Here is a 20,009-nt window from a genome sequence, read left to right as displayed (position 1 = left end):
GATCGCAGGCTGCTGCGGGACACTGTTGCGCCTGACAGGCGCTTGTCCGGCCGGCCGCAGCTTGTCCAATTGGCGGCAATGCGATAAATAGCGATTACGTTAACGTAAACGGTAGAGCGTTGCATGCCGCTTGAAATTCTGGCCGGAATGGTGGTGGTCGGTGTGGGCCTGGCGGTGCTGATGGTGCGGCTGGCCTTCGGGGCCAACCGTGCCCGGCTCGAAGGTCCCGCGGAAGCAATCGATGTATTGCGGCTCGACTATCCCGATATACAAATTGCCGCCACAAGGGGGCAGGCGATGGCGTGCTGATGGCCGATGACCATCACAACGCGCTGGTGCGGCTTGCTGCCCCGGCAAACCATCTGGGTTATGTGCAGGCGTTCGGTTCGAAATATGTCACACGGCTTCTTCAGGGCAGTGATTTCCGCAATTACCGCATTCACGGGGATGGTGTTTTGCGTATCCATCTGAAGGATTTCAGCTTGCCCCGTATCGACATGGTGATCGGCCGGGAAGAAGTGCGCGAACAGGCCCGTGCCTTGCTGGAGGATATTACGAGATGAACGAGATTCCGGATTTTCCACAGGTCACCCAATTGGCAATTCCGCTGTTTGTCGGCGCCATCATTGTCGAGATCATCGCAGTTCGCTTTTTTCGCCGTATCGGCGAGTTTGAGACCACCGACGTGCTGACCAGCCTGATGATGGGGGTTGGCAATGTGGCTGCCGGCATCCTGTTCGGTTTCATCTCCTACGGCGCCTTGATGTGGTTCTGGCAATTCCGCTTCTTCGATCTCGGTTTTTACTGGTGGGTGGGGCTGATCGCCTTCATCCTCGATGATTTGAGGTACTACTGGTATCACCGCATTGCCCACCGGGTGCGCTGGGTGTGGGCAGAACACATCAACCACCATTCAAGTCAGCACTACAATCTCTCCACCGCGCTCAGGCAAAGCTGGACGGGTCAGTTTACCGGCATGTTCGTGCTGCAGATTCCCGTGGTACTGCTGGGCTTTCATCCGGCTTTTGTTGCCTTCGTTTACGGTTTCAACCTCGTCTACCAGTTCTGGATCCACACCGAGACCATCCGTAAAATGCCCTGGTGGTTCGAGGCGGTGATGAACACGCCGTCCCATCACCGTGTCCATCACGCCACCAATCCGCGCTATCTGGATGCCAATTATGCGGGTACGCTGATCATCTGGGACCGCATGTTCGGCACCTTTGTGGAGGAGCTTGAAGAGGACATGCCGCGCTACGGGATCGTCAAGAACATCGGCACGTTCAATCCGGTCAAGGTTGCCTTTCACGAATGGGTGGGCCTTTGGAAGGATATTCTGCAGCCCGGCATCAGCCTGCAGGACCGGCTGCGTTATGCCTATATGCCGCCGGGCTGGAGCCATGACGGCTCGCGCAAGGGATCGGAAGCGCTGAAGGCCGATTACGTGCGGCGCAATCCCGATCAGGCCGGCATGCCGGGCCTTCCCGGCGAGGAAGTTCTTCCGTCCCGGCCCTTGCCGGCGGGTGAGTAGGCAGGCTCGCGAGCGGTCTGATTTTGTTAGAAATCGTCGTCTTCTGCATCGGCAAGGGACCGCTGATGGTTCTGCAAGGCGCGCTGATGAAAGATCACGGCCGCCTTGTAGGATTCTGAATCCTGCATGTTCATCTGCTCAAGGCGCTCTATCTGTTCTGCGTGCATTTCAACCTGGCGTTTGTAGAAATCCGGCGGAATGAGAAAGGCCCGCTTGCGCGGAGCGCTCGTTTGTCCGGGCGGATTTGCTGTTTCCGGCTGCTGGCCGTAGCCATCATCGAGATTGCCAAAATTGAAAAGACGGGGACGGCTGGCTACGGAATTGGCAGTTCCACTGCCATAGGGCGGCAAGATGACAAGGGTTTGCCCCTCGCCGCCGCCTTCACCAGCCGATGCTGGAAAAGCGGTCACAAAAGCCACCAAGGCCAGGGCCGCTGGCGGAGCGAATCCAAATCGGTTTTTCGCGTGAGGCATTTTGTATTGCATCTGCTCCTCCTGCGGAATGTCAGACATGCCCCACTGAAAGCGTAACATAAAAGTGTCCGGTTTTGAACTTTATGCCTGGTACCGGCGTTTCATTTGCAGTTGGACGCGGCGGCTTGATCCAGCGCAAGGCTGACCGTGGCGGCCTGGGCTAGGTTTAGAGGAACCCCAAACTCCAATGGAGGATTGCCATGTACAACACCATTATCGTTCCCATCGACGTTGGCCATATGGAGCGTGCCGAAAGCATGATCGGCACCGCCCGGCAGCTGGGACCGGACGCCGAGATCATTCTTGCCAATGCCATTGAAACGATGCCCTCCCACATCATGGCGGAAATTCCTGCCGACCTGATCAGTGACGCCAAGAACCGCGCCAAGGAGAAACTGGAAGGGCTGCTTGAAACCGCCGGGCCGAAGGCGAGCGTGAAAATGCTCGAGGGTCATGCGGCATCAGCCATCCTCGATCTTGCCGAAGACAGCAATGCCGATGTCATCGTCATTGCCTCCCACAAGCCGGGCTGGCAGGATTATCTCATTGGCTCAACGGCGGCCCGTGTGGTGCGCCATGCCAAATGTGCGGTGTTCGTCATCCGTTGACCCCGTTGCGTGTATTGACGCTTTTGCGGTTGTGGTCCTGGCCGGGCCGCTCGGCAGGTGGTGTGTTCGGACATTCAGCCCTGCAAACCGGAAGTGATTGGAAAGGATCGTTCCTGCCCCTGGATAACGGTTTGTTAACCCTGTGGGCGCAGGCTTTGGGCAAGTGCGAATCCTGTACCGCGTTGTTCGCCGGACCAACCGCAAAGGAGACCGCCATGGCCCAAGTCAGTGAAGCGTTCCTCAAACAGCTGGACGGTTACGGGCTGACGACCGCACAGATCATCTACCGCATGCCCGACCATCCCTCGCTTTGTCAGGAATTCGTCTGGCAGGAATACGATCTGTATCCGAAGTTTCCCGAACTCTCGAAATTTCTCGCTTTCTGGGAGGAAAAACTCGAGGGGCCGCTGAAATCGGTGACGATTGCCCATGCGCAATTGATCAAGCCCGCCGAACTGCGCCCGGTGGAGGGCGTGCTTACACTGCATTGATCCGGCGCTGGACCGGTCCTCAATCGCTCTTTACGAGGTCGTCGAAAACCGCCTGCTGCCGTGACATTTTCGCCTGCAGGGCGCCCATCAGGTCGCTTGGCCGCAGCATGGCGGCATTCCAGGTGGCGATCTGGTCGAGCCCGTCGGCAACCGTATGATCGCGGGCAAAATCCAGCGCTTTCTTGGTGCCGGCTATCGCGACAGGCGATTTGGCGGCGATTTCCTTCGCCAAGTCCATCGCCGCAGCAAGGGTCGCCTCGCGGTGGGGGTGAACGGAATTTGCAAAGCCCCAGGCTTGCGCTTCCGTGGCGGAAAAGCGCCTGCCGCCATAGGCCAGTTCCTTGACGATGCCCGGCGCCATCAGTTTTGGCAGGCGCTGCAGGGTTCCCACATCGGCCGCCATGCCGATGTTGATCTCTTCGATGGAAAAGAATGCGTCCTTGCTGGCCAGACGGATGTCGCAGGCGCTGGTCATGTCGACGCCGGCCCCAAGGCAGGCGCCATGAATGGCCGCAATCACCGGAAACCGTGCTGCTTCCAGCGCGTTGAAGCCCTGCTGCAAATCCACGATCAACTCCCGCAAGGCATAGGCAGCCCTGGCAGGCTCGTGCTCCAGCAATGTGGTGATGGTGCCAAAGCTTGCCAGGTCCATTCCGCCGGTAAAGTTCTTGCCTTCGCCGGAGATCACCAGCACCCGGATGGCGGGGTTGGCGTTCAGTTCCCCCATGATTTCCGGCAGTTCCCGCCAGAACTCTGGTGTCATGCCGTTTGCCTTGTCCGGGCGGTTCATGGAAAGGCGGGCGACGGGGCCTTCTATGTCTTTGAGAAAAAATGCCATGGGGTTACTCGGCTGCGAGCAGGCGTTGCTGCCCGTCTATCCATTCGGCAAAGCCTGACAGGGCGCGCTTTGCGTATTTCTGTTTCTTGGCGAGCTGCTTTTCCTTGCCGCGCCAGCGCTTGACCCCTTCCGGTTTCTTCAGTTCGCCTTCTGCCAGAGGCGGGAAGAGGCCGAAATTAATGTTCATCGGCTGGAAGGAGCGGCGCGACCGTTCGTTCGAGGTGCCATCCTCGTCATAGGCCACATGGCCTGTCGTGATATGGTGCAGCAGAGCGCCCATGGCGGTGGTGATCGGCGGCGGGGCAAGCTCGGTGCCGAGCATTTGGGCGGCGGCAAAACGGGCTGCCAGAATGCCGATGGAAGCGCTTTCGATATAGCCCTCGCAACCGGTGATCTGGCCGGCAAACCGCAGATCGGGCCGTGTCTTCAACCGCAGCCTTTCGTCAAGGATTTTCGGCGAGTTGAGATAGGTGTTGCGGTGAATGCCGCCCAGGCGGGCAAATTCGGCTTCCTCAAGCCCGGGTATCATGCGGAAAATGCGTGTCTGTTCGCCATATTTCATCTTGGTCTGAAAACCGACCATGTTGTAGAGCGTGCCGAGCGCGTTGTCCTGGCGCAGTTGAACGACTGCGTAAGGCTTGGTGTCCGGATCGTGGGCATTGGTCAGGCCCATCGGTTTCATCGGCCCGTGCCGCAGGGTTTCACGGCCGCGTTCGGCCATCACCTCGATGGGCAGGCAGCCATCGAAATAGGGCACGTTCTCCCATTCCTTGAACGCGGTTTTTTCCGCTGCAAGGATGGCGTCGATGAAGGCATTGTATTGCGCTTCATCCATCGGACAATTGAGATAGTCCTTTCCGCTTCCGCCGGGTCCGGCCTTGTCATAGCGCGACTGAAACCAGGCTTTGGTGAGGTCGATGGTGTCAAAATGGACTATCGGCGCGATGGCATCGAAGAAAGCCAGCGATTCCTGGCCGGTTTCAGCCGCAATCGCGGCTGCAAGGCCGGGGGCCGTCAACGGGCCGGTGGCAATGATCGTCTGGCCCCAGTCCCGCGGCGGAAGGCCGGTGATTTCCTCGCGCACCACGGTGATCAGCGGATGATCCTCGATTGCCCTGGTTACCGCTGCGGCAAAGCCTTCCCGGTCGACGGCAAGGGCGGAGCCGGCGGGCACCTGGTTGGCATCGCCACAGGCCATGATGAGCGAATCGGCAAGGCGCATTTCGGCATGCAGCACACCGACCGCATTGGCGGTTGCGTCATCGGACCGGAAGGAATTCGAGCAGACGAGTTCGGCCATATCCTCGCTCTTGTGTGCGTCGGTGCCGCGCACCCCGCGCATTTCGTGCAACATGACGGGAATGCCGAGCCGGGCCGCCTGCCAGGCAGCTTCCGAGCCTGCCAGCCCGCCGCCGACAATATGAAGAGGCGTTCCGATTTCCTCGTTCATCGTGCTTTCCTTGTGTTGCCGGGCATCAATCTTCATGCCCCACGGACGTTATCCCCCCATGGGACGTTATCCCCATGGGACGCTATCCATTGCCCGATCTGGCCATCGTTTATGGCATCTGCCGGTGGCAGCAGGATGCGGTCAGCCGGCAGCCACTGGATTGCCGTTCCCACCATAGCGGAATGTTGCATCAGGTTCGACCATGGGTTCATGGCCGGAAGGCTGGTGCCAGGGAGGTAGTTTTGAAGATCGTTGTATGCGGCGTTTCCCCATGGGGGAATGATCAGATAATCATAGCCGGTGCAGGCGGCCCTGGCCTGCTTCATGAAGTCGAGCGTTCGCTGGTGGAACTGGCGAAGCGCGGGATAAGAGCACAGCACGCAAAACAAATCGACCGGAGAACGGTCGGCCACGAAACCAGCCGGATGTTTGGCCTCGTTTTCCTGCTTTTCCCGAAGGATTGTTTCGAGCAGCGTGAACAGTTCGGCTGGCGCGGGGTTCTTTCTTCGCAACTCGATGATTCGGTGGAACTCTTCATCGACCCTTGGCAGGTCGAGTTCCGCGGCCAGTTTGTCCACCAGGGTTGTCTTGCCGCAATTGGCGGCGCCGGTCACGGCCAGTTTCATATGCTCTTTCCATTGCCCGCAACCATGAGAAGCAGGCCTTTGTTTGCGGCGTTGCACTGCAGCGGCAGAATTTGGCGTGGAAGAAGACAAGATGCAAGCGGCAGGTCATCCCTGAATGCAAAAACGCCCACCGGGGGAGGAGGATCCGGTGGGCGCTTTGTAACGATCCGTACTGCTAGGGAGGAGGATTAGCCTACGGATCTAGCTTTTCCAGGCTGATGGGAGGAGGAGAAGCCCGGAAAACTCTGAATTTCTCCCCGGTTTGGCTGCCCGGGGCGCAGGAGCCGCTTAGCGGCCGCGTTTTGCTACAAACGGAATGTCGGCGCGATTGATGCCGAGATCGTCCAGTTCGCGGTTAGAGAGGGCGCCAAGTTCGTTGACAGTGCGACGATATGAGCGCCAGTTCTTGAATTTGCCGATGATGTCCATCTGAACAACTCCTCGTTCTGGGGTAATACTGATGCTCGATTTTGTATCGGAGAAACTTGCGTTTCGGCGAACTACTCTCTGCGTTTGATGATTGGTATATAGCTTTGACGTTTACGTCATACCAGTGCAATTCCTGCAACCAAGGCATGCGTTTGCTGCAATGCGGCATAAGAGGGTGTCGCCGTTCCGCCAGCCGGTGTCCTGATCAGGACATTTTCACATTCTGACGACAGCAAAACGCCGGCGGGCAATGGTTCCTATCCCGTGCGAATGGCTTTAATGTTGCCTCCTTCAGAATCGGCAAACATTGACCGGACGGGAAACATGGCAATCTGGAACCGCAAATCGGCTGTCGCCAGCGCCCTGGCAAACTGGCGGGAACGCGGGCTGATCGATGGTCCGGTCTTTGACCGGCTATCGGCCGATCTGAAAGCGCAGACGCCACCCCGTTCCTTTACCTCCGTCATCCTGCTTCTGGGCATTGTGTGCATTGCCTTCGGGGTGATGACGTTTGTTGCGGCCAATTGGGATGCGATGTCCAACCTGTTGCGGGTTGGCCTGTTGTTTGTTGCCCTGTGGGCAAGCTGGGGGCTTTCAATCTGGCTGCGCCACCGGGGGCATTCCTGGGCGGGCCAGCTCTTCGTGCTGCTTGCCTGTGCGGTATTCGGCGCTTCGATCATGCTGATCGGCCAGATCTATCAGATCCAGGGCAAACCGAAGGATGCGCTCTGGCTGTGGGCTGTGGGTACGTTTGCTGCTGCGTTCCTTGCCCGTTCGGTCCCGGCGCTGGCGCTTGCGATCATGGCGATTACCCTGTGGGCGCTGATGGATTTTGAGCTTTTCGGCAAGCCGGGCGGCTTTGAATACGGATTTCTTGCCTATTGGCTCGCTGGCGCTGCGGGCGCCTGGTGGCTGGCGAGCCGGTTTTGTGCTCATGTTTTGATGCTTTCGCTCAGCGCCTGGCTGCTTTTTCTGGTGTTTCATCTCGCCGAAATGTCAGGCGGAAAGGCCGACCTGACAGCACTTTTTGCAGTGCTGTTCGCCACCTTCGGAATGATCTCCCTTGCGCTATATTCCCTTGGAGGCGGGCGATGGTTCAAGGGGTTCGAACCGGCGGCGATCGTCCATCTGTTTCTTTTGGCAGGCGCGCTGGTGTTTTTCTGGTATCTGGCGACCGATCTGCGCTTTAACGGCGACTGGCGCAGTGTATCGGCAGCAAGCTGGCCGGGGCTTGCAGGGGTTGGCGTTACTGCCATCTTGGCCGGGCTCGGCTATCGCCGGAACCATCCTCATTTCTACGACCTTGCGGTGACTGTGGCCTTTGCAATGGTAGCCGCGGCGCTTTCGGTCGCGGTTCAGCGTGTGCCCTTCCTGATGGAGGGCTACATGCTGGCCCTGTCGATCTGGGTCATCCGCATGGGCTGGCGGCTTGAATACCGGGCATTGTCGACGCTCGGTTTCCTCGGGTTTTCAGCTGTCATGCTGCTGCTCTATTTTGAAACCCTGGGCAACCTGCTCGACACCAGCCTGTTTTATCTCGGCGCGGGGATATTGCTGCTTTTGGGCGCTGTGATCATCCCAAGACTTGCCAGGCGAAACCGGACACGGGGCAAGGACGGGGAGGCGGCATCATGAAGGCAAACTGGATCATCGGCGGTGCCTTGCTGGCGGCGCTGCTGCAATCGGCAGCCCTGGGCAAGATCCTCTGGGATCGTCACAGCCTGCTGGAAAACGGACAGGAAGTGGTGCTGCAATCGGCCATGGTCGATCCGCGGGACCTGTTCCGCGGGCACTATGTGAGGCTCAACCTCTCCGTCGGTGCGCTGGAAGAGGGCACGTTTACAGTGGATGGCGAATTGAAACGCGGCGAGGACGTTTTCGTATCGCTGAAACCGGGAGAAGACGGTTTCTGGGTTGCCAGGACGCTGCACGCGGCAATGCCGCAAGCACCATCTGCGCCAATCCTTCGCGGAAAGCTGATTTCCGACCGGCCTGTTACCGGCGATAACGCGCCGCGATATGTGATCCGCTTTCCCTTTGACCGCTATTTCGCCGACAGGAAAAAGGCCAAGGATCTGGAAAAAGTGCGCAACGACCGCAAGCTCGGCGTCATCATCTCGGTGGGAGAGGACGGCGAGGGTGCCGTCAAGGGCATCAGCGTCGATGGTGAACTGGTCTATGTGGAGCGGGTGTTTTAGGGCCACCGAGACATCTGGCCGACGGTCATCAAGTTTCATTCAGCAGATGTTAGAAGTGTGGGCTCACGCGGGGCGCATGACGTAAGTGGCGGTGAGGCTGTTTGCAGTTTTTGCATCGGCCAATGGTATTCGCGCGACGAGCGACAATATAGCCAGACTAGGAGGATTCCTGGGTTAGATCGACCGGTTCAGGTTTTCCAAGCTCATAGTTGAAGCGTTTGAGTTGACAACGAATAGCTACTCCTATGGATGGATGAACGGAAAAATCAAATCGGGCTGCCTCACTATCATTCTCTCGTGGAGGCACAAAGTTCGCATCTTCAAGCTCAAATTGTTCAATTCCATCGACAACGTAGTTTTTTGCTAAAAAGACGATCCACATGTTGATCACATTGGTCAATATACTGCGGAGTGTCCTTTGCGTCCCATCATTGAGTTCCACAACGACCCTTTTCCTTGCTATTCGATAAGGTCCTGCTTCATCTCTATACTCGGTGATCTCAATTAAGGGGTATATTTGATTGGCACGATCAATCGGTGGACTACGTCGATCAATTTTCCCATGTTTTGCTGCATCTACGACGTAACCCAACAGATCATAGTCAGTGCAAATCAAGGCAAGTTCACTGCGGGAAATCCTAAGATCTTCAGGCAAATGTTCGCGGAAATGATAAAGCGAACTCGCTGCATTTATACCATTCGAAACATTTTGGTTCATGCCGCTGCCATCATTTTGGCCTGTGCGGATGAACTCCCTAAATTCTGCGACGACCTTATCAACAAATAACATTGAGAGATTCTCAAAGAGCATTGCTCACTCCGCGGCCTGTTTGCCTTTTCGGTCAGTTCCCTGGGGCGGCGTTCCAGCAATTCCTTCAGGAACTGCCCGGTATAGCTATGTTCTTCCGCGACAACGTCTTCGGGCGTTCCGGCGGCCACCAGCCTGCCGCCGCCATCGCCGCCTTCAGGGCCCAGATCGAGAACCCAGTCGGCCGTCTTGATGACCTCCAGATTGTGTTCGATCACGGTGACCGTGTTGCCCTGATCGACCAGTTCGTGCAGCACGTCGAGGAGTTTGGCCACATCGTGAAAGTGCAGGCCCGTCGTCGGCTCGTCGAGAATGTAGAGGGTGCGCCCGGTGGCGCGTTTTGACAGTTCCTTGGCAAGCTTGATGCGCTGGGCTTCGCCGCCCGACAGGGTCGTTGCCTGCTGGCCCACATGAATATAGCCGAGGCCGACGCGTTTTAAGGTCTCCATCTTGTCGCGCACCGATGGCACGGCAGCGAAAAAGTCGGCCGCTTCCTCCACCGTCATGTCGAGCACGTCGGCAATCGACTTGCCCTTGAACTGCACCTCCAGGGTTTCGCGGTTATAGCGCTTGCCGTGGCAGACATCGCAGGTCACGTAAACGTCCGGCAGGAAGTGCATTTCGATCTTGATGACCCCGTCGCCCTGGCAGGCTTCGCAGCGCCCGCCCTTGACGTTGAAGGAAAACCGCCCCGGCGCATAACCTCGGGCCTTTGCCTCGGGAAGGCCTGCATACCAGTCGCGAATCGGCGTGAAGGCTCCGGTATAGGTTGCCGGGTTGGAACGCGGCGTGCGGCCGATCGGGCTCTGGTCGATATCGATCACCTTGTCGAGGAATTCCAGCCCCTCGATCGACTTGTAGGGGGCGGGCACCTCGCGTGCGCCGTTGAGTTTGCGGGCTGCCGCCTTGTACAAGGTTTCGATCAGGAAGGTCGACTTGCCGCCGCCTGAAACGCCGGTAACGCAGGTAAACGTTCCAAGCGGGATTTCGGCAGTAATGTTCTGCAGATTGTTCCCTTCCGCGCCGCTAACGCGGAGGCGCTTGCCTTTCTTCGGCTGGCGGCGGGCTTCAGGCATGGGAATGGCAAGTTCGCCGGTCAGATATTGCCCGGTCAGGGAATGCGGGCTTGCCATAACTGTCTTGGGTGCGCCCTGGGCGACGATGCGCCCGCCGTGAATGCCGGCGGCGGGGCCAATATCAAGCAGATAGTCGGCGGAGAGGATTGCATCCTCGTCATGCTCGACCACAATCACCGTATTGCCGAGGTCGCGCAGATGGCGCAGCGTGTCGAGCAGGCGGGCATTGTCGCGCTGGTGCAGGCCGATGGACGGCTCATCCAGCACATAAAGTACTCCGGTCAGCCCCGATCCGATCTGGGAGGCAAGGCGGATACGCTGGCTTTCGCCGCCCGACAGCGTGCCGGAATTGCGCGACAGGGTGAGATAATCGAGGCCCACATCGTTGAGGAATTTCAGCCGCTCGCGGATTTCCTTCAGGATCCGGCCCGCAATCTCGTTCTGCTTATCGGAGAGCCTTGCCGGCAATTCATCGGCCCAGCCATTGGCGGAACGGATCGATTGTTCGGTAACCTGGCCGATGTGCAGACCGTTTATCTTGACGGCAAGCGCCTCGGGTTTCAGCCGGTAGCCGCCGCAGGACTGGCACGGGGCCGACGACATGTATTTCTCGATTTCCTCGCGCATCCAGGCTGAATCCGTCTCCCGCCAGCGCCGTTCCAGATTGCCGATCACCCCCTCGAACGGTTTGCGTGTCTTGTAGGTGCGCATGCCGTCGTCATAGGCAAAATCGATTTCCGCCGCGCCGGTGCCGTAGAGCACGGCATTCTGTGCCTCGCTGGACAGGCCGGACCATTTATCGGCCAGCTTGAAGCCATAGTGACGGCCAAGCGCTTCCAGCGTCTGGGCATAATAGGGGGAGGGGTTGTTGGACTTCGACCATGGCGCGATGGCGCCGCCGCGCAGCGTCAGGTTTGTATCCGGCACCACCATGTCGGGGTCGATGCCCTTTTCGGTGCCAAGGCCGTCGCAAGTCGGACAGGCACCGGCCGGTGCGTTAAAGGAAAACAGCCTGGGTTCAACTTCGGGAATGGTGAAACCGGAAACCGGGCAGGCGAATTTTTCGGAGAACAGGATGCGTTCATGGGTTTCGTTCTTCGACTTGTTGGCGCCTTCGCCGGACAGTTCGGATGCAGGCAGCGGCTTGTCGGCGAATTCAGCCACTGCCAGCCCGTCGGCGAGCTTGAGGCAGGTTTCAAGTGAGTCGGCGAGCCGGGCTGCGATATCCTCGCGCACAACCACCCGGTCGACCACCACGTCGATGTCATGGGTATATTTCTTGTCGAGGGCCGGTACGTCGGCGACTTCATACAGTTCGCCATCGACCTTGACGCGCTGGAAGCCCTTTTTCATCAGTTCGGCAAGTTCCTTGCGGTACTCACCCTTGCGGCCGCGCACAATGGGCGCGAGAATCAGGAGCCGGGTGCCTTCCTCAAGCGCCATGACGCGATCGACCATTTGCGAAACGGTCTGGCTTTCAATCGGCAAGCCGGTGGCCGGCGAATAAGGCACACCGACACGGGCGAACAACAGGCGCAGATAATCGTAGATTTCGGTGACCGTGCCGACCGTTGAGCGCGGGTTGCGGCTGGTTGTCTTCTGCTCGATGGAGATTGCCGGTGAAAGCCCGTCGATCTGGTCGACATCGGGTTTTTGCATCATCTCCAGAAACTGCCGGGCATAGGCCGACAGGCTTTCCACATAACGGCGCTGGCCTTCGGCATAAATCGTGTCGAAGGCAAGCGAGGATTTGCCGGAACCTGAAAGGCCGGTGATAACGATCAGGCTGTCACGCGGCAGATCGACATCGACGTTCTTCAGATTGTGCTCGCGGGCGCCGCGAACGGAGATGAATTTGTGTTCGGCCATGATCTGGTCAGTCCGTCTCGGTCGATCTGCCGGCTGGCGATCTACCACTGGATGTTTATGCCCGGCGGGCAACCCCTAACTTAGTTCATGGCAGGAGATTTAGAAGTGGGGCCGGGCGGTTTTTCAGGGGCGATCTCCAAGACTACTGACATTTGTCGCACCAGAGCGGGAATCACCTGAGTCAAATATAGAACAAAAAAGGAACATATACTTGCAAAAATGCAGTATTCGCTTATCTTGATGACTGACCCACGAAAGTGAGGGCAGATGACAAGGGAAGAACAGCGGCTTGCTGACGACAAGATGCGGGCCGAAATTAACAAGCTGATGGCGGAAACGGCCAAGATCAACAGCGAGAACAAGTTTTGTCCGCTGGTGGTTGGTTCGGGCGCGACTCTGGCCATCGTGGCAATTGTGAAACCGTTCTTATAGGCGGGCCTTATGGCAGACTCGTGCAATACGGGCTGAAAACGGATAATCTGGGGATTGGCGGTGTCCGTCCTCGACTGGCAGACGGGTTTCCATCAAAACAGAAGCTACAAATTCATGATCAGGCGGCTGGCCTGACCGTCCATGGTGTTTTGCACAATTTCAATGTGCATATCAGCGGGCAATAGCAGCCGGGAAGGCAATCAGGGAGTTCATTCATGGCAGGCAGTGTCAACAAGGTTATTCTGGTCGGCAATCTGGGAGCGGATCCGGAAATCCGGCGTACCCAGGATGGCCGCCCGATTGCCAATCTGTCGGTGGCAACATCAGATAGCTGGCGCGACAAGAATACCGGCGAACGGCGTGAAAAAACCGAATGGCACCGTGTGGTGATCTTTAACGAGGGGCTCTGCAAGATTGTCGAGCAATATCTGAAGAAAGGCTCCAAAGTGTATCTGGAAGGCCAGTTGCAGACCCGCAAGTGGCAGGACCAGTCGGGCCAGGACCGCTATACCACCGAGGTGGTGCTGCAGGGCTTCAATTCCAGCCTCACCATGCTGGACGGGCGCGGTGATGGCGGCGGCGGAAATTACGGCGGCGGTTCGGGCGGTGGCAGCTCCCAGGGCGGAAGCTCCGGCGGCGGATCGGATTTCGGCCAGTCCGGCCCGAGTTTCGGCGGTGGCGGCTCGAACGATTTCGACGACGAAATCCCGTTCTGATTCACGTCCGCCTGATCCAAGGGACTTTATCCTAAACCCTGACGTGCCGTGCCCCTCCAAAAGCTGTGTCTTGGCGGAATTGGGCTCGTTGTGTGGCCATGAGGGGAGGCTTTTGTGTGCCGGCCACCGCCAGTATCCGGTGGATTATACTCGTGTATTGCCGGACTGTCCGGCCAGTGTGTGGATGGGTGCAGGACTGGTAGAGCAGGGCGGGTGGTGTTAGGCGTTTAACGGAATGCGCACCAACAAGAATGCATGGCCGCTGGCGGGAGCCGGTTGCGGGAGGAAGGACTGCCGGGAAGCGGCAGGGGAGGTTCTGAACCAATGACGGATTTTCTGTTGCTGGCGTTCGTGTTCCTGATCGCAGGCGTCGTGGCTGTACCCCTGGCATCGCGCCTGGGCCTTGGATCGGTGCTGGGCTATTTGATTGCCGGCATAGCAATAAGCCCCCTGCTTGCCATTTTGAATGTCGACGTCGTTTCCATTCAGCACTTTGCCGAATTCGGCGTGGTGATGATGCTGTTTCTGGTCGGTCTTGAACTTGAACCGAAGATGCTTTGGTCGATGCGCTCCAAGCTGCTGGGGCTGGGCGGCGGACAGGTTTTCATCACGGCGGCTGCCATCATGGGCATCGCCATGCTGCTCGGCGAACCCTGGAAAATATCCCTTGCCATCGGCCTTGTGCTGGCGCTTTCCTCAACCGCGATCGTGCTGCAAACGCTCAATGAAAAAGGGCTTATGAAGAGCGATGGCGGGCAGTCCAGTTTTTCCGTCCTGCTGTTTCAGGACATTGCCGTCATTCCCATGCTCGCCCTAATTCCGCTGCTGGCAATGTCGGGGGTCGATCCCGTCGTCACACATGCCACGGGCGCAGAGGGCGATCATGGCGCTGCCATGAGCCTGGTTGACGGTCTTTCGGGCTGGCAGACCGCGCTGGTAACGACTGGCGCGGTTGCAGCGGTCATTCTTGGCGGCAGTTTTCTGACCAGTCCGGTTTTCCGGTTTATTGCTGCTGCAAACCTGCGTGAATTGTTCGTCGCCACGGCCCTGATGATGGTGGTTGGGATTGCGTTGCTGATGTCACTGGTTGGTCTTTCGCCTGCGCTGGGAACCTTCCTGGCCGGTGTGGTGCTGGCAAACAGCGAATACCGCCATGAGCTGGAATCGGATATCGATCCGTTCAAGGGCCTGCTGCTCGGCCTGTTTTTCATGACCGTTGGCGCAGGCATCGACTTTGCATTGCTGACGGAAAATCCCGGTTCGATCTTCGCACTGACCCTGGGATTGATAGCGGTCAAGGCGGGGGTTCTCTTGGTGCTGGCCAGATTGTTCGGGCTGGAGGGTGCCGACAAGTGGCTGTTCGGGCTGGGCCTCGCGCAAGCTGGCGAATTCGGGTTTGTGCTGCTGTCGTTTACCGTCGCCAACAATGTCATTCCGGCCTCGATCGCCGATCAGCTCTTGTTGATCGTGGCGCTCTCGATGCTGCTCACGCCCCTGCTGTTCATTGTGTATGACCGGCTGATTGCTCCGCGCTATGCTGTGGCGTTTGAGCGCGAGGCAGACGAAATCGAGGAAAGCAATCATATCATCATCGCCGGCTATGGACGCGTTGGCGGTATTGTCAGCCGCATGCTGAGCGGGGCGGGCTATTCCTCGACGGTTATCGACTACAGCGCAAAACAGCTCGACATGCTGAGCCGGTTCGGGATCAAGGCCTATTATGGCGATGCCACGCGTCCCGACATGCTGCATTCGGCGGGGATCGACGAGGCAAAGCTGCTGGTGATTGCAATCGATGACAAGGACCAGATCACCGAACTGGTCAAATATGTTTACAAAACCCATCCGCATGTGCACGTGGTTGCCAGGGCGGTAGACCGCAACCATGTCTACGAATTGTGGGCGGTCGGCTGCCGCGACATCGTCCGGGAAACCTATGACAGCTCGCTGCGCATGGGGCGTTCGGCGTTTGAAGCCTTGGGCGCGAGCAGAAAGCAGGCCGATGACATGAAGCTGGCCTTTGACGAAACCGACCGGAAATTCATGCTCACCGCCGCCCAGCATTACGATCCCGACATACCGGCAATTGAAAACGAGACCTATATCGCAAAGGTCCGTGAAATGAGGGTGGACTGGGAAAAGGAATTGGCCGCCAGGATGAAAAAGATAATGGCACGGAAGTAGGCTGCCCATACCGGTCTTTTAAATCTATCCGGGATTTAATCTGAGCGAGGCCAATGCCTGATATTCTGCCGGAACAGATTGGTGGTTCTATCAGCTTGCCAAATGCGGGGGAATCCGTTTGTAAGGCGAGGAATGTGGTGCGTTCCGCGATGGGACCCGGGATTTTTGCTGGATGAAGAAACTGACAAGATTGTATTCGTTTGCCGGCCGGGTGAAGCGGGCGAAGTTTTTGCAGTTCATTCCCCTTGCGCTGGGACTCTGGCTGCTGGCGGCCTGGGTCGATGAAACCTGGCTGGCGCCCAATCTGTGCCTGATCAATGAAAACTGGATATGCTACCTGCCTGGCGAAGTGCGCGAGGGCATTACCCTGGACATGGCCGTCTTTGCCTTTGCGGTGCTGCCCTTCCTGGCCCTTTCAGCGCGCCGGGTACACGATCACGACCGCAGCGGCTGGTGGGCCCTGCTGGGACTGCCCCTGCTGATCGTGCTGGCGGGATTTTTATATTTCCCAGAATGGGGCGTGGGCTATACGCATATGGCAGCGGCGGCAGTCATTTTTTTGCCGCTTCTTTACTGGATTTTGCGCAAGGGCCCGAAAGAGCCAAACCGGTACGGCTGACGCTACAGCAGACATGCGCAGACAGCCAACCTTGCGAGTTGCCATCCGGGGTTGATTTTGCAACCTGCTGCCCGCAGGTTCTGCATGGCGGATTCGGGAGAATATGCCCGTTTGCGCCCTGAACACAGTGCCATGCGGCGGACGCCGGCAGGGCATTATGAAGGAGTATGGGAATGCCATTCAAGCATATGGTTTCTTTTGCCGCAGCCCTTTTGCTCGTGGCGGTTCTTGCTTCGGGTGAGGCGATGGCCGCGCCCAAGAAGGTTTATCTGGTCAACGGGCTGTTCTCCAAGGCATTCGGGTATGGGTTGACCAATTTGTCGAAGAAAATTCCCTATGCGCGGCACTTCAAGTTTTCCGGCAGCGTTTCACAGGCTGCCATCAACGGCATCATCAGCGATGCCACCAAAGCCTACAAGCGCGATCCATCGACCCAGATTTCACTGGTCGGCATCAGCCAGGGCGCCAATGCGGTCGCCAATATCGCCTCGCAGCTGGCACGCAATGGCGTCAAGGTTCATTACCTGGCGGCGATCGAGGGCGGCAACATGGCCGCGGTGCAGAACAACGTGAAGAAGGCCGACAGCTTTATCTGTTCCAATTCCGGATGCACGCGAAAGAAACTGCGGCGGGCCGGCGGCAATTCCAGCACCCGCATGGGCGCGGTGGAACTCGATACAGGCCATATCGACAGCGGCAATCATCCGCGCATGCACCGCCGCGTCATTTCCCAGATCAACAGCGGCTGAACGGAAAGTCAGGCGGTGCTTTGCGGCGCGTCTTGTTGTCAACAGCAGGAAAAATCAAGGATAACGCTTGCGCGCCTTGGCTTGGCCAAGTTTCTTGCCTTTCGAATCGAGCGCAGTCGCCGACCATTCATAGTTGTGTGAGCCGCTTGGCGGGCAGGGGCTCTTGTATTTGAATGCACCGGGAGCAATCGTCGAACCACCGGAGTATTTCACGGTGCCGCCACCATGATTGTAGCTTGGTACATTTAGATCCTTCATCTTGAAGCGGATTTTCGCTGTACCATCTGGGACGCTGCGAAGTTTGAATGTGGGATTTGCGACGCGGTTGGGATTGCCGCTGGTGCATTTCTTGAGATTTCCCCAACTGAAACTGATAGAAAAGGCTGCAGCCGTGCCAGCAAGACCAAGAGAGATTGCGGCGGCAAGACAAATCGATTTGGTAGCATTGTGGTTCATGGCGTTGCTCCCATTCTTGTATTTGCGTTGATTATTTGAACCCTGCAGGGGAGTTTTGGCAAATCTTTTTGTTTTAACGCGCCTCGCGTTTTCGCGCCGCCGCCGCCTTGCGCACTTCCTCGGCGTGGTGGCGCTTGTTCTGGACTTCGATATAGAGGCGCTTGATCTCGGGAAAACGCTCCTTGATCGCCAGTTCCAGCTTGTAGATGATGTTTTCCACCTTGCCGACGGTCAGGTTGTTCTTGAAATCGATGGAAACGGCCAGCAGCACGTCGCGGGGGCCGCGATGCAGCGTTCTGATCTCGTTGAGCCGGTCAACGCCCTCAGCTGCGTCAACCTGTTCGCTGACCCAGGCCGCAAGTTCCGGCGCGGCAGCTTCGCCGATCAGCAGGCCCTTGGTCTCCACAGCCAGGAGAACGGCGGTAATTCCCAGTATGACGCCGATCAAAATGGAGGCGACGCCGTCCAGTTCCGGGATGGCCAGATACTGTGCCAGGAAAATGCCGGCAAAGGCGACGATCAGCCCCGCCATGGCGGCAGTGTCCTCAAACAGGACGGTGAACACCGTTGGATCCTTTGACTGGCGAACGGCCTCAAACAGGCTGCGATTGCCCTTGATGGCGGCAAATTCCTTGTAGGCAATCCACCAGGCAACGCCCTCAAACACCATGGCCAGCGCCAGAACGATGTAGTTGATCGAAGGATCGCTGATGACGTGGGGGTCGAGGACCTTCTTGATGCCTTCATACAGGGAGATGCCCGAGCCGATGGCAAAAATCAGGATGGCAACGACAAAAGCCCAGAAATAAAGTTCCGCGCCATAGCCGAAGGGATGCTCCTTGTCGGCGGGTTTGGCCGACCGTTTCATGCCGTACAGCAGCAGTCCCTGATTGCCGGTATCGACCAGGGAGTGGATACCCTCCGACAGCATGGCCGAAGAACCGGTAATGGAAGCAGCAAAGAATTTGGTGATGGCAATCAATCCGTTGCCGGCCAGCGCCGCATAGATGACCTTTTTCGACCCGCTCGCCATGTTGTGATTTGTTCCCTTATTGCCAACAGTTTCTAATGCCATAACCCGTCGCGCCATGGAACGAAACCCTGCCGTCGCCGCGAAACGATGGCGCGAACCGGGTGCGAACCGATGGAAGTGGAGTTAGCGATGAAGATGAAATCCCATGGGCGCGTTTTCGGCGTGGCTGGTGCAATCCTGTTGTGCTGGAGCGTGTCGGCTTTTGCCGGACAAGCCGATGTCGTTGAGGTCAAGGCGCGCAAGAGCGGGGAGGGCTGGCATTTCGACGTGACGGTGGCCCATCAGGACACCGGCTGGGAGCATTATGCCGATGCGTGGGAAGTGGTGGGCCCGCACGGCACGGTCTACGGCACGCGCGAATTGCTGCATCCTCATGTGGACGAGCAGCCCTTTACCCGTTCGCTTTCCGGTGTCGTCATCCCCGGCGGGGTGACGGAAGTCGTCATACGGGCGCGCGACAGCGTACACGGGTTCGGGGGGCGTGAATTCACGCTTGAACTGCCGAAATAGCGCCAGACGCTTGCAAAATCAGCCGGCAAACAGCGCCAGCGCCCCGTCTGCGACGAACTGGACGGCGAGCGCTGCCAGCAGCACACCGAGCAGACGGGTTAAAATGGTCCGTCCGGTCGCACCGAGATATTTGTCGAGGAATTCTGCTGCCACGAAGGCAAGCAGGACCAGCAGCAGCACCAGGACAATGACGCCAAGCAGCAGCATGGTCGGTTGCCATTCATGCCCCAGATCGGTTGCCAGCAGAATGGTCGCGGAAATGGCGCCAGGCCCGGCAATCAGCGGAATGGCAAGCGGGAAGGCGGCGATGTTGGCAATCTGGTCCTTGGTGATGGCGGTTTGGGAAGACTTTTCATGGCGCTCCTGGCGCTTTTCAAAGACCATTTCGATGGCGATGTAGAACAGCAGCAATCCGCCGGCCACGCGAAAGGCGTGGATGGTAATGCCCATCGTGTCGAGCACTACAATGCCGGCCAGCGCAAAGGCTACCAGCACACCGAAGGCAATCGCCACGCTGCGCAGGGCAACGGAATAACGCTGGGTGCGGTTCATGCCCGACGTCAGGGCCAGAAAGATCGGCGCCAGGCCCGGCGGGTCGATGGTAACGGCCAGCGTCACGAAGGCATTCAAAATGATGTCGAAATCGAGCATTTCCCCTCCAACTTCCGCCAGGGCGAAACCGATAGCGCAAATAGCTGCCGGAATGCCAACCGGGTATATCAGCCGGGAAGGCCTATGGAAACGGGTTACAGGCATTTCACGGCGGGGTGTTTTCAAGGCCTGGAAACCTGTTTAACGCTGTCGAAAGGCTGTGCGATTCTGCGCAAAAACCGCAAAGCAGCGCCAAATCCGGCCCTTGCTGCCAGGTGAGGCGCTAGATTTAGATAAGGTGTTGAAAAATAAATAAAAAATA

The 20,009-nt window shown here is 57.9% G+C and carries 22 protein-coding genes and 1 pseudogene; 13 read left to right on the top strand and 10 right to left on the bottom strand.

Going from position 1 to position 20,009, the window contains the following annotated elements; genetic code table 11:
• Nucleotides 1-123: 123 nt before the first annotated feature.
• Genes BVL55_RS08260 through BVL55_RS08250 form a run of 3 tightly spaced genes read left to right on the top strand, consistent with a single transcriptional unit; the run spans nucleotide 124 to nucleotide 1,531 of the window.
• Complete coding sequence (locus tag BVL55_RS08260) at nucleotides 124-309, top strand: hypothetical protein (protein ID WP_075996486.1); 186 nt, start codon at nucleotides 124-126, stop codon at nucleotides 307-309.
• Nucleotides 309-563, top strand: a complete 255-nt coding sequence (locus BVL55_RS08255; protein ID WP_075996485.1) for a hypothetical protein — start codon at nucleotides 309-311, stop codon at nucleotides 561-563. Before BVL55_RS08260 ends, BVL55_RS08255 begins: the two co-directional genes overlap by 1 nt.
• A complete protein-coding gene (locus BVL55_RS08250) occupies nucleotides 560-1,531 on the top strand; it encodes a sterol desaturase family protein (RefSeq protein WP_075996484.1) in 972 nt (323 codons plus the stop codon). Before BVL55_RS08255 ends, BVL55_RS08250 begins: the two co-directional genes overlap by 4 nt.
• Before the next feature lie 26 nt (nucleotides 1,532-1,557).
• On the opposite strand, the gene BVL55_RS08245 is transcribed toward BVL55_RS08250, so the two are convergent.
• Nucleotides 1,558-1,941, bottom strand: coding sequence for a hypothetical protein (locus BVL55_RS08245; RefSeq protein WP_156892475.1), 384 nt, complete (start codon nucleotides 1,939-1,941; stop codon nucleotides 1,558-1,560).
• Nucleotides 1,942-2,204: 263 nt separating this feature from the next.
• Between BVL55_RS08245 and BVL55_RS08240 the strand changes: the two genes are divergently transcribed.
• Nucleotides 2,205-2,612 carry a universal stress protein gene (locus BVL55_RS08240; RefSeq protein WP_075996482.1) on the top strand — a complete coding sequence of 136 codons (408 nt, stop codon included), beginning with the start codon at nucleotides 2,205-2,207 and terminating at the stop codon, nucleotides 2,610-2,612.
• Between the two features lie 215 nt (nucleotides 2,613-2,827).
• The gene (locus tag BVL55_RS08235; RefSeq protein WP_075998020.1) at nucleotides 2,828-3,103 is read left to right on the top strand and encodes an usg protein; all 276 of its coding nucleotides are present in this window, start codon (nucleotides 2,828-2,830) and stop codon (nucleotides 3,101-3,103) included.
• A 19-nt stretch (nucleotides 3,104-3,122) separates the two neighbouring features.
• On the opposite strand, the gene BVL55_RS08230 is transcribed toward BVL55_RS08235, so the two are convergent.
• From BVL55_RS08230 to BVL55_RS08215, 4 genes are all read right to left on the bottom strand, one after another.
• Nucleotides 3,123-3,941 carry a crotonase/enoyl-CoA hydratase family protein gene (locus tag BVL55_RS08230; protein ID WP_075996481.1) on the bottom strand — a complete coding sequence of 273 codons (819 nt, stop codon included), beginning with the start codon at nucleotides 3,939-3,941 and terminating at the stop codon, nucleotides 3,123-3,125.
• A 4-nt stretch (nucleotides 3,942-3,945) separates the two neighbouring features.
• Nucleotides 3,946-5,391: a methylenetetrahydrofolate--tRNA-(uracil(54)-C(5))-methyltransferase (FADH(2)-oxidizing) TrmFO gene (trmFO, locus tag BVL55_RS08225; protein WP_075998019.1), complete on the bottom strand. Its 1,446-nt coding sequence runs from the start codon at nucleotides 5,389-5,391 to the stop codon at nucleotides 3,946-3,948.
• A 32-nt stretch (nucleotides 5,392-5,423) separates the two neighbouring features.
• Nucleotides 5,424-6,017 (bottom strand): AAA family ATPase, encoded by a 594-nt coding sequence (locus BVL55_RS08220; RefSeq protein ID WP_075996480.1) that lies wholly within the window; start codon nucleotides 6,015-6,017, stop codon nucleotides 5,424-5,426.
• A gap of 288 nt (nucleotides 6,018-6,305) precedes the next feature.
• Nucleotides 6,306-6,446, bottom strand: coding sequence for a DUF1127 domain-containing protein (locus BVL55_RS08215; protein ID WP_075996479.1), 141 nt, complete (start codon nucleotides 6,444-6,446; stop codon nucleotides 6,306-6,308).
• Between the two features lie 324 nt (nucleotides 6,447-6,770).
• Between BVL55_RS08215 and BVL55_RS08210 the strand changes: the two genes are divergently transcribed.
• Both BVL55_RS08210 and BVL55_RS08205 read left to right on the top strand, forming a co-directional pair.
• Entirely contained in the window at nucleotides 6,771-8,081 is a 1,311-nt protein-coding gene (locus tag BVL55_RS08210; protein WP_162841472.1) for a DUF2157 domain-containing protein, read from the top strand.
• Nucleotides 8,078-8,644, top strand: a complete 567-nt coding sequence (locus BVL55_RS08205) for a GDYXXLXY domain-containing protein (protein WP_075996477.1) — start codon at nucleotides 8,078-8,080, stop codon at nucleotides 8,642-8,644. Before BVL55_RS08210 ends, BVL55_RS08205 begins: the two co-directional genes overlap by 4 nt.
• Before the next feature lie 157 nt (nucleotides 8,645-8,801).
• Here BVL55_RS08205 and BVL55_RS16485 read toward each other — a convergent pair whose 3' ends face one another.
• Both BVL55_RS16485 and uvrA read right to left on the bottom strand, forming a co-directional pair.
• A complete protein-coding gene (locus BVL55_RS16485; RefSeq protein WP_205410774.1) occupies nucleotides 8,802-9,362 on the bottom strand; it encodes a hypothetical protein in 561 nt (186 codons plus the stop codon).
• Between the two features lie 113 nt (nucleotides 9,363-9,475).
• Nucleotides 9,476-12,397, bottom strand: a pseudogene (uvrA, locus tag BVL55_RS08195) (excinuclease ABC subunit UvrA); the annotation flags it as partial.
• Between the two features lie 267 nt (nucleotides 12,398-12,664).
• Between uvrA and BVL55_RS16730 the strand changes: the two are divergent.
• The 5 genes from BVL55_RS16730 to BVL55_RS08175 all read left to right on the top strand — a co-directional run bounded on the left by BVL55_RS16730 (nucleotide 12,665) and on the right by BVL55_RS08175 (nucleotide 17,097).
• Nucleotides 12,665-12,829 (top strand): hypothetical protein, encoded by a 165-nt coding sequence (locus BVL55_RS16730; protein WP_162841471.1) that lies wholly within the window; start codon nucleotides 12,665-12,667, stop codon nucleotides 12,827-12,829.
• 215 nt (nucleotides 12,830-13,044) lie between these two features.
• Entirely contained in the window at nucleotides 13,045-13,545 is a 501-nt protein-coding gene (locus BVL55_RS08190; RefSeq protein ID WP_075996475.1) for a single-stranded DNA-binding protein, read from the top strand.
• Between the two features lie 324 nt (nucleotides 13,546-13,869).
• Complete coding sequence (locus BVL55_RS08185; RefSeq protein ID WP_075996474.1) at nucleotides 13,870-15,729, top strand: cation:proton antiporter domain-containing protein; 1,860 nt, start codon at nucleotides 13,870-13,872, stop codon at nucleotides 15,727-15,729.
• A gap of 172 nt (nucleotides 15,730-15,901) precedes the next feature.
• Nucleotides 15,902-16,348: a DUF805 domain-containing protein gene (locus tag BVL55_RS08180; RefSeq protein WP_083649442.1), complete on the top strand. Its 447-nt coding sequence runs from the start codon at nucleotides 15,902-15,904 to the stop codon at nucleotides 16,346-16,348.
• Nucleotides 16,349-16,521: 173 nt separating this feature from the next.
• Nucleotides 16,522-17,097, top strand: coding sequence for an alpha/beta hydrolase (locus tag BVL55_RS08175; protein ID WP_156892473.1), 576 nt, complete (start codon nucleotides 16,522-16,524; stop codon nucleotides 17,095-17,097).
• A gap of 54 nt (nucleotides 17,098-17,151) precedes the next feature.
• Here the strand turns inward: BVL55_RS08175 and BVL55_RS16480 are convergent, their stop codons facing one another.
• Both BVL55_RS16480 and BVL55_RS08165 read right to left on the bottom strand, forming a co-directional pair.
• The gene (locus BVL55_RS16480) at nucleotides 17,152-17,553 is read right to left on the bottom strand and encodes a hypothetical protein (RefSeq protein WP_075996471.1); all 402 of its coding nucleotides are present in this window, start codon (nucleotides 17,551-17,553) and stop codon (nucleotides 17,152-17,154) included.
• Nucleotides 17,554-17,626: 73 nt separating this feature from the next.
• Nucleotides 17,627-18,586: a cation diffusion facilitator family transporter gene (locus tag BVL55_RS08165; protein WP_075996470.1), complete on the bottom strand. Its 960-nt coding sequence runs from the start codon at nucleotides 18,584-18,586 to the stop codon at nucleotides 17,627-17,629.
• A gap of 129 nt (nucleotides 18,587-18,715) precedes the next feature.
• Between BVL55_RS08165 and BVL55_RS08160 the strand changes: the two genes are divergently transcribed.
• Entirely contained in the window at nucleotides 18,716-19,096 is a 381-nt protein-coding gene (locus BVL55_RS08160) for a hypothetical protein (RefSeq protein WP_211907220.1), read from the top strand.
• 18 nt (nucleotides 19,097-19,114) lie between these two features.
• Here the strand turns inward: BVL55_RS08160 and BVL55_RS08155 are convergent, their stop codons facing one another.
• Nucleotides 19,115-19,747 carry a MarC family protein gene (locus tag BVL55_RS08155; RefSeq protein WP_075996469.1) on the bottom strand — a complete coding sequence of 211 codons (633 nt, stop codon included), beginning with the start codon at nucleotides 19,745-19,747 and terminating at the stop codon, nucleotides 19,115-19,117.
• Between the last annotated feature and the right edge of the window lie 262 nt (nucleotides 19,748-20,009).

Origin of the sequence: Salaquimonas pukyongi, from assembly GCF_001953055.1 — a bacterium.
Classification (GTDB): domain Bacteria; phylum Pseudomonadota; class Alphaproteobacteria; order Rhizobiales; family Rhizobiaceae; genus Salaquimonas; species Salaquimonas pukyongi.
This window is presented reverse-complemented; position numbering and strand designations above follow the sequence as displayed.